Annotated in this window: 11 protein-coding genes and 1 pseudogene; 3 read left to right on the top strand and 9 right to left on the bottom strand. The window is 63.4% G+C overall.

The window, feature by feature from the left end; translation table 11 throughout:
- Positions 1-55 precede the first annotated feature (55 nt).
- Positions 56-739, bottom strand: a complete 684-nt coding sequence (locus tag NLY33_RS10855; RefSeq protein WP_286439851.1) for a DUF1828 domain-containing protein — start codon at positions 737-739, stop codon at positions 56-58.
- Between the two features lie 103 nt (positions 740-842).
- Entirely contained in the window at positions 843-1,427 is a 585-nt protein-coding gene (locus NLY33_RS10850; RefSeq protein ID WP_023704155.1) for a hypothetical protein, read from the bottom strand.
- A gap of 221 nt (positions 1,428-1,648) precedes the next feature.
- On the opposite strand from NLY33_RS10850, the pseudogene NLY33_RS10845 reads away from it, so the two are divergent.
- A pseudogene (locus tag NLY33_RS10845) lies at positions 1,649-2,534 on the top strand (AraC family transcriptional regulator).
- A gap of 320 nt (positions 2,535-2,854) precedes the next feature.
- Here the strand turns inward: NLY33_RS10845 and NLY33_RS10840 are convergent.
- Entirely contained in the window at positions 2,855-3,649 is a 795-nt protein-coding gene (locus tag NLY33_RS10840; protein WP_023683141.1) for a FadR/GntR family transcriptional regulator, read from the bottom strand.
- A 3-nt stretch (positions 3,650-3,652) separates the two neighbouring features.
- The gene (locus NLY33_RS10835; RefSeq protein ID WP_023704156.1) at positions 3,653-5,095 is read right to left on the bottom strand and encodes an FAD-binding oxidoreductase; all 1,443 of its coding nucleotides are present in this window, start codon (positions 5,093-5,095) and stop codon (positions 3,653-3,655) included.
- 182 nt (positions 5,096-5,277) lie between these two features.
- On the opposite strand from NLY33_RS10835, the gene gloA reads away from it, so the two are divergent.
- Positions 5,278-5,661, top strand: a complete 384-nt coding sequence (gene gloA / locus NLY33_RS10830) for a lactoylglutathione lyase (RefSeq protein ID WP_023704157.1) — start codon at positions 5,278-5,280, stop codon at positions 5,659-5,661.
- A 74-nt stretch (positions 5,662-5,735) separates the two neighbouring features.
- Here gloA and NLY33_RS10825 read toward each other — a convergent pair whose 3' ends face one another.
- The 4 genes from NLY33_RS10825 to NLY33_RS10810 all read right to left on the bottom strand — a co-directional run bounded on the left by NLY33_RS10825 (position 5,736) and on the right by NLY33_RS10810 (position 10,430).
- Positions 5,736-6,704 carry an ABC transporter permease gene (locus NLY33_RS10825; protein WP_023704158.1) on the bottom strand — a complete coding sequence of 323 codons (969 nt, stop codon included), beginning with the start codon at positions 6,702-6,704 and terminating at the stop codon, positions 5,736-5,738.
- Positions 6,705-6,708: 4 nt separating this feature from the next.
- Positions 6,709-8,211, bottom strand: coding sequence for a sugar ABC transporter ATP-binding protein (locus NLY33_RS10820; RefSeq protein WP_023704159.1), 1,503 nt, complete (start codon positions 8,209-8,211; stop codon positions 6,709-6,711).
- A gap of 5 nt (positions 8,212-8,216) precedes the next feature.
- A complete protein-coding gene (locus NLY33_RS10815; protein WP_245260942.1) occupies positions 8,217-9,257 on the bottom strand; it encodes an ABC transporter permease in 1,041 nt (346 codons plus the stop codon).
- A 102-nt stretch (positions 9,258-9,359) separates the two neighbouring features.
- The gene (locus NLY33_RS10810) at positions 9,360-10,430 is read right to left on the bottom strand and encodes a sugar ABC transporter substrate-binding protein (protein ID WP_023683136.1); all 1,071 of its coding nucleotides are present in this window, start codon (positions 10,428-10,430) and stop codon (positions 9,360-9,362) included.
- A 305-nt stretch (positions 10,431-10,735) separates the two neighbouring features.
- Between NLY33_RS10810 and NLY33_RS10805 the strand changes: the two genes are divergently transcribed.
- Positions 10,736-12,331 carry a GMC family oxidoreductase gene (locus NLY33_RS10805; protein ID WP_023704161.1) on the top strand — a complete coding sequence of 532 codons (1,596 nt, stop codon included), beginning with the start codon at positions 10,736-10,738 and terminating at the stop codon, positions 12,329-12,331.
- Positions 12,332-12,790: 459 nt separating this feature from the next.
- On the opposite strand, the gene NLY33_RS10800 is transcribed toward NLY33_RS10805, so the two are convergent.
- Entirely contained in the window at positions 12,791-12,928 is a 138-nt protein-coding gene (locus NLY33_RS10800) for an endonuclease/exonuclease/phosphatase family protein (RefSeq protein WP_023691904.1), read from the bottom strand.
- Positions 12,929-13,122 lie beyond the last annotated feature (194 nt).

Below are 13,122 nucleotides of genomic sequence, written 5' to 3'. Positions count from 1 at the left end.
GCCTTCTGCACATCACAAGTCATTCGCCCTCAGCGTTTGGCCGAAGCGCTCAGCGTCAGTGGACAGTTGCAGCTTCGTTGCCAACAACGACACGGGCTATTCGTTGGATCGTGTCAATAGGGCCGCTCTTATATCGCGGTGCCGCGTCAAGGCGGTTGTCCGCCTGTAGACGTACTTTCTGACTCACGGACGTTTCGGTTTCCAAGACTGCAACTACCGACAATGGTAGGTGTCGCTCGCTATCCGCGATCACTCGCAATAACATTGCTTGCCATAGCTTTGAATCATTCGTCGCTATAAACAAAGCCACAGGATCGCGATCTTCCGGATAAAAAACCATATCTGGTGTGACATCTGTCAAGTCCGGAGAAACTGGTTGGCCCTCGACATAGCGGACATGGCGCTTATCCATCTCGTCTCTAATCGCGGCCCTCACATCGTCCTCGAATGCATTCTTTACACGTTCGACAGTCAAAAGAATCAAATCGTTCAGACGTAGGAGCAAAGCTGAAAATTCGAGAACAGCCTTGGGTAGATCGGCTTCTGTTATGCCGTCTATGAATATTTCTCCCATTTCCTCGTCATAGGCCGCACCGTGTTGCACCAAGATTTGGGACAATGCCTCTCTGCGACTGGCAGCATCCATAGTGGCACCCTCCGCTTCCAGGAACGCAATCGTGAGGGCGTTGTCGACAAGACGGTACAGGCCACTCTTAGGACCAAGCGCGTATATGCCTATTAGGTCTCCAGAAATGAAGTTTTATAGGGCGTGCAAATAGCCACACCACCGCTGAAGGCAGTTATTCGGACGTTCTCGCAGAACGCCCTACATATTTGTTCCTTCAAGCCCATGGCATCGCGTCTATCACAAACATATCGTGTTGGTGGTCTATGCCGACAAGGCTGCACGCGATCGCCGTAGCGACCCCATCACTCATAGCATGTCCATCGTTAAGCATTTTCATGTGGCGATGGTAGGACTTCGGATCAGGAATGCGCTTGGTTCCTGACGGTTTTATGATGCCTACTGACAAGTTATCAGTGTCCCCGCAAGCTGTGTGCACATGCCAGCCACCATGGGTCGCGTGAAACTCCCACCTCGCCAAAATTCGGAAATCCCCGCCGATTTCTTCGCCCAAGGTGGCGATAAACTCTGGAACAAGTGTGTGATAGGCAACCAGCACTCTGTAGTTACGCCCCTTTGTGGCAAAGCTTATGGTTTGCCATCGATAGCGGCGCGTAAGAGGATAGGCTTTCCCTCTCTTCTTGCTGAGAGGGAAGTCCTTTGTTTTCAGCTTCTCGTCGCTCCATAGAGAGAATACGACGTTTGCTTTTTTCGGTCCAATTACCCCTGCTACCCTCATAACTTTGTATTCTATGCGGATTCTCAGCCGGTCACGCAATGGTGCGCCTGTGGCGTCGGCCATACAAATTGATAAATTCGCATAACCAGATGGCGACCGGCCAGTACTTCGATCTGTCAGCGCCTAGTAGAGGCAGCCGGCACGTTAAAATCGACTTAGGTAACCACTATCCCGCGTCCTAGCTGCGCATACCTCCTCTTTGGCCATGTCAAACCGCAAGATCGGTCGAGCGCGACATGCCCCGGAGCGCCTATCTGGTGTCGCCACGCAGGACGAGACGTTTGATGACGCCACTTGAAAACTACCATGCCCGGATGCAGAGGGTGCTGGACCACATAGACCAGCATCTGGACGACGATCTGGGCCTGGAGGCGCTAAGCGGCGTCGCGGCGTTCTCGAAATTCCATTTCCACCGGCAGTTCACATCAACCTTCGGGCTGTCCGTGCATCGCTATGTCCAGCTCGCCCGCCTGAAGCGCGCTTCTTACAGGCTTGCCGAGAGCGGCGCCCAAAGCGTCACCGACGTAGCGATGGATGCCGGTTACGACGCACCGGATGCCTTCGCCCGCGCCTTTCGGCAACGGTTCGGACAATCGCCTTCGTCGTTCCGGAAGTCTCCCGACTGGGGTGCGTGGCTCATGGCCTTCGGGCCGCTCGACAAAGCAAGGACCACGCTCCATGCAGATAATCTTCGAACCCGCCGACGTGATGATCCGCGATGTGCCGCCGACGCCGGTGGCGATCATGGAGCATCGCGGCGACCGGGCGACGCTCCAGGACACCATCCAGCGCTTCATCGCCTGGCGCAAGGCGGCCGGCCTCTCGCCCGAGACAAGCCCGACCTTCAACATCTTCCGTTCCGAAAGGGAGCCGGCGAACCCGGCCGATTACAGCATGGATATTTGTGCCGGAACCGACCTGCCGGTAGAAGGCGGGCCGATCGAGGACGCGCAGATGAAGGCCGGCGTGATCCCCGCCGGACGATGCGCGGTGCTGCGCTATCCCGGCAACACCAACAATCTCGAGCCGGCAGCGCTTTACCTGTACCGCGAATGGCTTCCGGCCAGCGGCGAGGAGGCGCGCGACTTTCCGATCTATTGCCAACGGCACTTTTCGTCGAACGGACCGGTGCGTGAGGTGGTGCTTGAGCTGTTTCTGCCGCTGAAATAGCGCGGTGGGGTGGCGGCCTATCTCCGGCCCTGAGCTGGTTGAGCCGACGACCGTGTGAAATCTGATATGGCGCTCCCCCACTCCGTCTCGGCTTCGCCGAGCCACCTCTACCCCCACATTCGTGGGGGAGAGGAAACCCAAGCTTTTGAAGGGCTGCGATCTCGGAGATGGCATTCCTCATCCCCATGAAATGGGGGGTCCGAAGGACGGGCGAGACCCGTGGCTCGCCCCGGCAAGGTGGCTCGGCGAAGCCGAGACGGAGTGGGGGTCAGCGCCGCCATAGGCGATTGGCCCAGCGCGCGGACAAGGCAAGGCTATCCCTAAGCCTGCCCGCGCACAGCCTTCCGCAACCGCGAATGCCGTACCGGAGACGCTGCCTCGGGCCCCGGCGCTATCTCCGCAGCTTCCCCCTCATGCAACCCCACCCGCAGCGCCGCGCCCGCCAGATGGTCGCGCATCGCGGCTTGCGCCCCTTCGGCGTCGCCGGCACGGATCGCTCTCAGGATGCGCTCATGTTCGCCGAGCGTGATGCGGGCCATGTCGTCCGACTTTTGCTGGTTGCCGGCGGCGAGAATGCTTTCGCGCACCCGCTCGGACACGAAGACCAGGAATTGGCCCATGTAGGAATTGCGCGTCGCCTCGGCGACGGTGCGGTGGAATTCGAGGTCGCTGCGCAGCCAGGCGACGCTGCCATAGGGGGCGGGGCGCATGCCGGACAGCGCATCGCCCATGGCTTTGAGATCGGCGTCGCTGCGCCGTTTTGCGGCAAGGGCCGCCGCCTGCACTTCGAGGATGCCACGCAGTTCGAACAGATTGCGAAACGAGTCGGCGCGCTGCAGCGTCTCATGGTCGATGGTCAGCACCGTCGGGTTGTTGCTCTCGACCACGAAGGCGCCGCGCCCCTGCTGCGACCAGATTCGGCCTTCCGAGCGCAGCCGCGCGATCGCCTCGCGCACCACGTTGCGGCTGACCCCGAAAGTGGTTGCCAGCGCCGCCTCGGTCGGCAGCTGGTCACCCGGCTTCAGCCGGCCTTGCGCGATCTCGCGCGAGATGGAACTGGCCACCAGAGTGGAGAGGTGTGGGCCGCGATTGACCTTGTCGAGTTTCAGCGTCATCGCTCACCTATAGTCGACGGCGGATGCGGACGCCAGAATGCGGCCGTTGCTGAGAATGTAGCGCGGGTCGAATGCGTCCTTGATGCCGGCGGCGAGGTCGAGCGTCACCGGATCGATGCGTTCGAGGAACGCCTTCTGCTTGACCCGGCCGATGCCGTGCTCGGCGCTGATAGAGCCGCCATAGCGATCGACGACGGTGAAGATCTCGGCTTCCGCCTGCTCGAACAAATGTTCCATCGCCTCGGTGCCCATGCCTTCCGGCGGCACGACGTTGAGGTGGATGTTGCCGTCGCCGACATGGCCGTAGGTGACGGCCAGCGCGTCGGGCCGGGCTTTCTCCAAGGCGGCCAGCGCATCGGTGACGAAATCGGCAAGCCTGGAGATCGGCACCGACACATCGGTGCGCAGGTAGCGCCCGCCCCTGCCCTGCCGCTCGACCATGATCTCGCGGTAGAGCCACAACCGCTCACCTTGAGCCCTGGTCGAAGCGATGACGCCGTCCTCGACGATGTCCTCGACGCTGCCGAGAAACCCCAGCAGCATGTTGGAGAGGTCGATCAGCCCGCCGGAGGACACCTCGATCAGCACATAGGCCGGGTAAGGCTGGCTGAGCGGATCGGGAAAATCCTTGCCCTCGCGCATGGTGATCTGGATGCCGACGCGCAGGATCAGTTCGAAGGCGGTGAGCAGGTCGCTACAATCGCGCCGGGCGCGGGCATAGAGTGCCATCGCATCCTCGACGGAGCGCAAGCCGACCAGCGCGGTTTCGATCTGCGTCGGCTTGGGGAACAGCTTCAGCGCCGCCGCGGTGACGACGCCTAGCGTGCCCTCCGAGCCGATGAAGATCTGCTTCAGATCATAGCCGCGGTTGTCCTTGCGCAGCACTTTCAGCCCGTTCCAGATGCGGCCGTCGGCCAGCACCACTTCGAGGCCAAGCACCAGGTCGCGCGTCATGCCGTAGCGCAGCACGTTGAAGCCGCCGGCATTGGTGGCGACATTGCCGCCGATGCGGCAGCTGCCTTGCGCGCCGAAGGTGATCGGCAGCAGGCAGTCGCTCGCTTCGGCGGCGCGCTTGGCGTCCTCGAGGATGCAGCCGGCCTCGACCACCATGGCGAAATCGATCGGGCTGATCGAGCGAATCCTGGTCATCCGCTCCAGCGAGATGACGACCTCGCCGCCATCCGCCGCCACTGCGGCGCCCACGAGCCCGGTCAGGCCGCCTTGCGGCACCACCGGAATGCGCTCGGCATGGCAGAACCGCATCAGCGCCGACATCTCCTCCACCGAAGAGGGCCGCGCCACGGCCAGCGGCCGGCCGAAATGATCGCCCGACCAATCGCGGCTGTAGCGCGCCAGATCCGCTTCCTCGGTCAGCAGCCCGCCATTCGGCAGCAGGCCGGCCAGGGCTGCGATCTGCGATCCGGAGGGTGGCGGCACGGCATTCATGGATTGGCTCTGGGCCCCTCGGCAAAACGGCTGGACAAATACCGGTGTTGTCGTGTTATCATACAACCCTGATTGAGAACATCAAGCGAGGCTTGCCGCCAAGCGTTCGATGTGGATGATCGGACCCGCAAATCACAGAATTCGGAGGACTTCCCCAATGAGCGACGCCCCGGGCTTTCGCTATGCACACCATGATCAGGGTGCTCGACCTCGACAAGTCGATCGCCTTCTACACCGAGGTGCTCGGCATGACCCTGCTGCGCCGCGACGACTACCCCGGCGGCAAGTTCACCAACGCCTTTGTCGGCTACGGCCCCGAGGACAAGGAAGCCGTCGTCGAGCTGACGCTGAACTGGGGCCGCGAGGAACCCTATGAGATCGGCACCGGCTTCGGCCACCTGGCGCTCGGCGTCAATGACATCTACGCGGTCTGCGCCGAACTGGAAAAGCGCGGCGCCAAGATCCCGCGCAAGCCCGGCCCGATGCAGCACGGCACCACCCACATCGCTTTCGTCGAAGACCCCGATGGCTACAAGATCGAGCTGATCGGCCTCGACACGATGTAATCCGATCGGGCCGGACCGCATCGGCCTCGCGCCGATGCGGTCCCGTCCTGTCCGCGCTTGCCTGGGAGGCGGGATCACTTGATGACCGCGATCTTGCTGCGGTCGATGGTAATGGCGACGGCGGCAATGAGCACCGCGCCGAACACCATGTTTTCCAGGAAAATATTGACGCCGACGAAGGTCATGCCGATGCGCACGATCGAGATGATCAGCGCGCCGACCGCCGTGCGGGCAACGCCGCCGAGCCCGCCGGTGATCGCCGTGCCGCCGACGATGACGGCGGCGATGGCCGGCAGCAGCAGCTGGTTGGCCAGCACCGGCGAACCGCTCGACAGCCTGGCTGCCAGCACGATGCCGGCGATGGCCGCGAGCATACCCGACGCGGCAAAGGCGATGATCTTGGTGCGGTCGACATTGATGCCCGCGGCCCACGCCGCCGGTTCGCCGGCGCCGACCGCGATCGCTTGCCGGCCGAAGCGTGTGTAGCGCAGCGCCAGAAAGGCGGCGATGCCGATGACCGCCGAAATCAGCACCACCACCGGAATGCCGATGATGGTGGCGTTGATCCACGCCGTGTTTTCTCGGCCACCTTCCTCGATGGTGATGGCGCGGCCATTGGAGACCCAGAGCGCCAGGCCGGTGACCACGCCGCCGGTGGCGAGTGTCGCGACGAAGGACGGCACGCGCAGCTTGACATGGACGACACCGCTCAACACGCCGAAGGCGAGCCCCGACAGGATCGCCACCGGAAAGGCGGCAAGGCCGAGCGAAGGCAGCAATTGCGCCAGGATGACGCTGGCCAGCGATGCCACCGCCTGGATCGACAAATCGATGCCGCCAAGCAGGATGGCGAAGGTGACGCCGGTCGCCAGGATGAACAGCACGGCAGTGTTGGCAAACAAAAGCGCCACGGTTTCGCCGGTGAGGAAGCCGGGCGCGGCGATCTCAATGATCAAAAGCAGGCCCACAAGCAGGATCAGCGGAATGGCGCCTTGCGTCCACTTGCCCTCGAAAACCTGCCTGATGGAGAACGCCTCATTCATCGGTTCACACCATTGCCCTGAGAAGATCGACCTGGTTCGGCTTGTTGCCCGGACTGGCATCGAAGCGCGCGGTGATTGCACCGTCGCGCATCACCAGCACCTGGTGCGACAGACCGATCGTTTCCTCCAGCGTGTCGGAAATCAAAAGGATCGCCACGCCTTGCGCGGAGAGGTCGCGCACCAATTCGTAGACCTCTTCCTTGGCGCCGACATCGAGCCCGCGTGTGGGATGGTCGAGCACCAGGATGCGCGAGCCCGCCGTCATCCAGCGCGCCAGCACCACCTTCTGCTGGTTGCCGCCGCTGAGCTTGCGGCAGGCGGCATCGGGACCGGGCGCCTTGATGCGCAGCCGCTTGATCCAGTCGGCGGCAAGCCGGCGCTCCTTGCCATAGTCGATGGCGCCATGGCGCATGACGCTGGAGAGATCGGCCAGCGAAATGTTCTCCGCGATCGACAGGAACATCACCAGCCCTTCGAGCCGGCGCTCGCGCGGGACATAGCCGATGCCCTTGCGCACAGCCGGCTCCGGCGAGGAGAAGCGCACGGCATCGCCGGCGATTTTCATCTCGCCGGCATCATGCTGGACGAAGCCGCCAACGGTGCGCGTCACCTCCTCGCGGCCGGAGCCGACGACGCCGGCAATGCCGACAATCTCGCCGGCCCGGATCGAGAGATCGACGCCGTGATAGAAACCGTTGGCGCCAAGCCCCTTGGCCTCGACCATCACGATATCGCGCGGCGCGAGCTGGCGGGCCTCGCGGTAATATTCGGCCTGCAGGCCGCGCCCGACCATGATCTCGTGCAGCTCAGGCGCGGTGACTTCGGCTGCACGATGTTCGGCAACGACGGCGCCATCCTTCATCGTGTAGACGCGGTCGGAGATATTGAGCACCTCTTCGAGGCGGTGCGAGACGAAGACGAAGCTGGCGCGGGATTTGAGCGACCGCACCCGCGCGAACAGCACCTCGATGTCGGCGGCGTTGAGCACCGAGGTCGGCTCGTCGAGCAGGATCAGCAACTGCCGCTCGACCACTTCCTCCAAGGTCAGCGCCTTGGCGAGCTCGACCATCTGGCGTGCGGCGAAGGTGAGTTCGGAGGTGCGCGCGGTGACGTCGATGTCGATGCCGATCTTGGCCAGTTGCCGCCGCGCCGCCGCGTTCATGGCGCGCCAATTGACGAGGCCGAAGCGGGTGAAGCGGTCCTCTTCGCCGAGATAGATGTTTTCGGCAACCGTCAGGTTCAGCACCAGCGACTGCTCCTGGAACACCATGCCGATGCCATGCCTGGCCGCATCACGGGCGTTGCGCATGCGCAGCTGTTCGCCATCCAGCGTCAGCGAGCCGCTATCCGGCCGGTAGCCGCCGGCCAGCACCCGCATCAGCGTCGACTTGCCGGCGCCGTTCTCGCCGATCAGCCCGACAACTTCATTGGGCCGCACCTCGATTGAGACGTCGCGCAGCGCCTGGACGCCGGGGAAATTCTTGATGATGCTGGACGCCTGCAGCATGGCGTTCACTTGACGATTTTCAGGCGGACACGGTCGAGCGACAGCGCCACCGCGGCGATGATCATCAGACCCTGCACCGTCTGCTGGATGTAGGGCGAGATGCCGAGCAGGATCATGCCATTGGCAAGCACGGTGACGATCAGCACACCGATCAGCGTGTTGACGACGCCGCCCTCGCCGCCGGTCAAAGCGGTGCCGCCGACGACCACTGCGGTGACCGCTGCAAACAGCCTGCCGTCGCCGATGACGGCGTGCGACTGGCCGAGCTGTGCCGCGGCCAGCACGCCGGCAATGCCGAAGAAGAACCCGGCCAGCGCAAAAGCGGTGATGCGCACGCGCACGACATTGACGCCGGAGAGCTTGGCGACATCCTCATCACCGCCGATCGCCAATATGTGGCGGCCGAGCTTGGTGTGATACTGGATGACAGTGGCGAGCAGGAAGGCGCCGAACGCGACCCAGACCGCCACCGGCAGGCCGAGGAAACGGTGCAAGGCCAGGTCGCGGATCGAGGCGTCGTTCAGCTTGATGGCCGTGCCGCCCAGCATATAGACCGACAGGCCGAGGCCGATGAACCACATGCCGAGCGTGCCCATGAAGGACGGGATGCGCAGCATGGTCTGGATGAGACCGCTGACGAAGCCCATGGCGGTGCCGGCGGCGATGGCAGCGAGCACCGCCCACCAGCCATAGTCGTTGCCGTTGCCGTCATTGGCGGCGAGCAGCACAAGCACCATCGCCGCCACCGAAAGCGTGCCTTCGACTGCGAGGTCGATGCTGCCCATCAGGATGATGAAGGTCAGCCCCATCGCCAGCGTCAGCGGCACGGCGGCGGAATTCGCAAGCCGCACCAGATTGCGCAGCTCGATGAAATTGGGGTTGGCAATGGCGATGAGTACGCAGAGTACAATCAGCACCGCCAGCGGCGCCAGGCTGCGCCAGCGCCTGCCGCCCAGGAATGTCGCGATGCGGCCGGGGAACGGTGTCATGGGCGTCGTCCGCTCGATGTCCGAAACGGACTTCAGGGGTTCTGTATGGATTGTCAAGAAACCGCTTCCCGTCTGCTGGTGACAGCCGTCGCGACAAGGGGATCGCGACGGCTGCGGGAGGAAGCGGGCCGCCAGGGAGTTGCAGCCCACTCCGATGGATCAGGTGCGGATTGCTCCGGTGACCCGGCCCCACAGATCGTTCCAGTCGATCTCGGGCTTCGCATCGACATTGGTCTTGTAATATTCCTCGACATTGTCGTGCGAGATCAGCACCGCCTTGCCGTAGAACTCGCGGTGCTCCGGGGGCTCCTTGGTCGGGTCGAACTTGCCGATCTTGGCGTTGTAGCCGATGGCCAGACCCATGCCGCCCTGCCAGAACGGATCCGAAGTGACGGTGCAGGCGAACTCGCCGGTGCGCACCGCATCGACCGCCGTCTTGATGCCGTCGACGCCGACGATCGGCACCTTGCCGGCGAGATTTTCGGCACGCAGCGCTTCCAGTGCACCGGAGCCCATATCGTCATTGGCGGCCCAGATGCCCTTGATGTCGTCGCCGAAGCGGGTGAGCAGATTGCCCATCAGGTCGAAGGCTTCGGTCGACTTCCAGTTGGCGACCTGGAAGTCGAGCAGCTTGATGTCCGGGTTGGCGGCGAGCGCCGCATCGAGGCCCTTCTTGCGTTCGATCGCCGCCGTGGTCGAGATCAGGCCGCCGAGTGCGACGATGCCGCCCTTGCCGCCAATGGTCTTGAACAGGATCTCGGCGATGGTCTTGCCGCTGTCGATGCCGTCGAACTCGATATGCGAGACATAGTTCGGGTTGAAATCCTTCGGGTGCAGATCCCCAGGCTTGTTCCACTGCGTCACCACATAGGCGCCGGCCTTGGCGCAGGCCTCGACGATCGGGCGCGCATCGGGCGTGTCGTTGGGATCGGAATTCAGCACCATGTTGCCGCCGGTCTTGGCCAGCATCGCCTTGATGTCGGCAATGCCCTTCTCGCTGTTGCCTTCCGAAACCAGCGTGACGTGTTCCAGCCCGGCCCATTTGGCATACGCTTCCGCGCCGGTCTTCCACACCGCGTGATAGGGGTTGGACAGCGAGCGGATCGACGTCACCAGCGTCGGCTTGTCCTGCGCGCGCAGCACGCTCGGCATGGCGAGTGCCGCCACGCCGGCGGTGGCGCCCATCATCAGCGTGCGCCGGTTGACCGCAAAATTCTTCGTGTCGTTCATACCTCGAATCCTCCCGATTGAATTCTGTTCCGCCCGGCATCTTGCGCGGGGAGCGCGGCCGGGACCTCCTGGTGAGGGTCGTCAAGCTCCTCCACTTGTACGACAACCCTTCAACACGATAACCATACCCTTTCTCTTGACGTGGCACAAGCGACTTGAGATCGTCGCGCGCAAGAGGAAGGGGCGGTGATTTTCATCGCCCGCCGGAGCATGATCCCTAGAAGTGGGAACCGGTTTTCTCGGACAAATCGGGAAACCGTTTTGTCCGGAGATCATGCTCCAACAAAGAGAACCCGGGAGTGGAAATGACGGATTACATCATTGTCGGCGGCGGTTCGGCTGGCTGCATTCTGGCCGCCCGGCTGAGCGAGGACCCGGACGTGTCCGTCGTGCTGCTCGAGGCCGGTCCGCCCGACACCGACCGCTACATCCATCTGCCGGTCGGCTTCTTCAAGATGACGTCGGGGCCGCTGATCTGGGGTTATGACACCGCGCCCGGCAAGGAGATCGATGGCCGCACCATGGTCTATCCGCAGGCCCGCGTGCTGGGCGGCGGCTCCTCGATCAACGCCCAGGTGTTCACCCGCGGCTGCCCTGAGGATTATGACGGCTGGGCGACTGAGAATGGCTGTGCCGGCTGGAGCTATGCCGACGTGCTGCCCTACTTCGTCCGCTCCGAGGGCAACGACACTTTTGCCGATGCGCAGCACGGCACTGACGGCCCGCTCGGCGTCTCCAGCGGCGCGCCGCATCCGCTGACCCGCATCTTCGTCAAGGCGGCGCAGCAGGCGGGCCTTCCTTTCCGCGCCGACTTCAACGCCGGTGAGCAGGCGGGCGCCGGCTTCTACCAGACGACGACGCGTCGGGGGAAACGCTCGAGCACGGCGGTCGCCTATCTGAAGCCGGCGCTCGGCCGCAAGAATCTGACGCTACGCACCGACGCCTCCGTCAGCCGCATCGTGGTCGAGAACGGCCGCGCCATCGGTGTCGAGATCATCGTCAATGGCCGCACCGAACTGCTCCGCGCCGAGCGCGAAGTCATCGTCGCCGCCGGCGCCATCGGCTCGCCGAAATTGCTGATGCTGTCCGGCATCGGCCCGGCCGTGCATCTCGGCCATCACGGCATCGAGGTGGTCCACGATTCCAAAAACGTCGGCCAGAATCTGCACGATCACATGGACGTCGATGTCGTCGCCGAGCTCAACGGACCGCATGGCATCGACCGTTACAAGAAGAAGCGCTGGCAGGCGGTTGCCGGTCTTGAATATGCGCTGTTCGGCAAGGGGCCGGTGGCCTCCAACATCGTCGAGGCCGGCGGCTTCTGGTGGGGCGACCGCGCGGAGAAGACGCCGGACATCCAGTTCCATTTCCTGCCCGGCGCCGGCGTCGAGGAAGGCATCGGCTCGGTTCCCGGCGGCAATGGCTGCACGCTGAACTCCTACCATGTGCGCCCGCGTTCGCGCGGCAGCGTCACGCTCAAGTCCGCGGACCTGCGCGATGCGCCCATCATCGACCCCAACCCGTTCGCCGAGCGCTATGATCTCGAACGCGCCATCGACGGCATCGAGATCAGCCGCGAAATCCTGTCGCAGCCAGCCTTCGCCAGATACATCAGCCGCGAGCATCTGCCCGGCAAGGCGATGCAGGGGCGCTCAGCACTCGAAGCCTTCGCCCGAGAACATGGCCGCAGCGCCTATCACCCAGTCGGCACCTGCCGGATGGGCGGCGATGCCGACAGCGTCGTCGACCCCGAGCTTCGCGTGCGCGGGCTGCAAGGCCTGCGTGTCTGCGACAGCTCGGTCATGCCAAGCATCGTGTCGTCGAACACCAACGCCGCCGTGGTCATGATTGCGGAGAAGGCTGCGGATCTGATTGCGGGGCGAACGCTGCCGGTGGCGTAAGCAGGACAATCGCATGTGGTGGCGCCACGCGATTGCCCTGCCTTGAGCACCTGTCGCTGAGCGCATAGCACTCGAACCGCACTAAAAACGACAGCCTCCCGCAGCGCCTTCAACCGACGCTTGCGCAACCCACCAACCGACAGGAAACCCCCGGTTGCGGGCTCGTTGCCGACGCCTGCGCGGGGATGTGAAAGCGCTTTTGCGCCAGTTCCGCGATCACACCATATGAACCGATCCAAGCTCTGCTAGCTTGTGGGCGTGGGACTTGTCCCGCTTTGGCCGGTGCTTCAGGCAACCCCATCCCAACCCCCCGCCCCCTGCGGTACCGGCCATCCCCCTCCCCCTTTTGGCAGGCTTCTCGACCTGCCATCCTCAGCCGTCCCTGCCAACTTCGAGGTCGACGACGAGGCCTGATGCGTGGCATGCAAATCAAGACCATCGGCAGCGTATCGAGGGATTTCACATCGGCTGTCTGGACGACGTCCTGGAGAGCGACAGATCGGGGTCGAGCCGCCTCAGCTCCCGGTTGATGGCCGCCAGGCGCTCCGGTTCGCCTTCCGTGTTGCAGACATTGAGAGTAACGACGCGTAAGCGCATAGGACTTTTCCTCAATGTTGAACGACCCTCGACGCACGCGACGCGGATAGGTGCCACGATAGGATTCCGTGTCTGGTGACGTTCAGCGAACCACCGCCGCGATGCGTTCCAACGTGGTGCGCGAAACGGCTCGGCCATCGGCGCGGTTCGGCTTGCCAAATGCCGCCATGCCGCCCATACACGGCTTGAACAAC

The sequence above is a fragment of the Mesorhizobium sp. C432A genome, from assembly GCF_030323145.1.
GTDB lineage: Bacteria > Pseudomonadota > Alphaproteobacteria > Rhizobiales > Rhizobiaceae > Mesorhizobium.
This window is presented reverse-complemented; position numbering and strand designations above follow the sequence as displayed.

Bases quoted from the DNA above. Each gene is read 5' to 3' on its own strand.
- NLY33_RS10850 (WP_023704155.1), bottom strand. From the start codon at position 1,427: ATGGCCGACGCCACAGGCGCACCATTGCGTGACCGGCTGAGAATCCGC.
- NLY33_RS10840 (WP_023683141.1), bottom strand. From the start codon at position 3,649: ATGACGCTGAAACTCGACAAGGTCAATCGCGGCCCACACCTCTCCACT.
- NLY33_RS10835 (WP_023704156.1), bottom strand. From the start codon at position 5,095: ATGAATGCCGTGCCGCCACCCTCCGGATCGCAGATCGCAGCCCTGGCC.
- gloA (WP_023704157.1), top strand. From the start codon at position 5,278: ATGCACACCATGATCAGGGTGCTCGACCTCGACAAGTCGATCGCCTTC.
- NLY33_RS10825 (WP_023704158.1), bottom strand. From the start codon at position 6,704: ATGAATGAGGCGTTCTCCATCAGGCAGGTTTTCGAGGGCAAGTGGACG.
- NLY33_RS10820 (WP_023704159.1), bottom strand. From the start codon at position 8,211: ATGCTGCAGGCGTCCAGCATCATCAAGAATTTCCCCGGCGTCCAGGCG.
- NLY33_RS10810 (WP_023683136.1), bottom strand. From the start codon at position 10,430: ATGAACGACACGAAGAATTTTGCGGTCAACCGGCGCACGCTGATGATG.
- NLY33_RS10805 (WP_023704161.1), top strand. From the start codon at position 10,736: ATGACGGATTACATCATTGTCGGCGGCGGTTCGGCTGGCTGCATTCTG.
- NLY33_RS10800 (WP_023691904.1), bottom strand. From the start codon at position 12,928: ATGCGCTTACGCGTCGTTACTCTCAATGTCTGCAACACGGAAGGCGAA.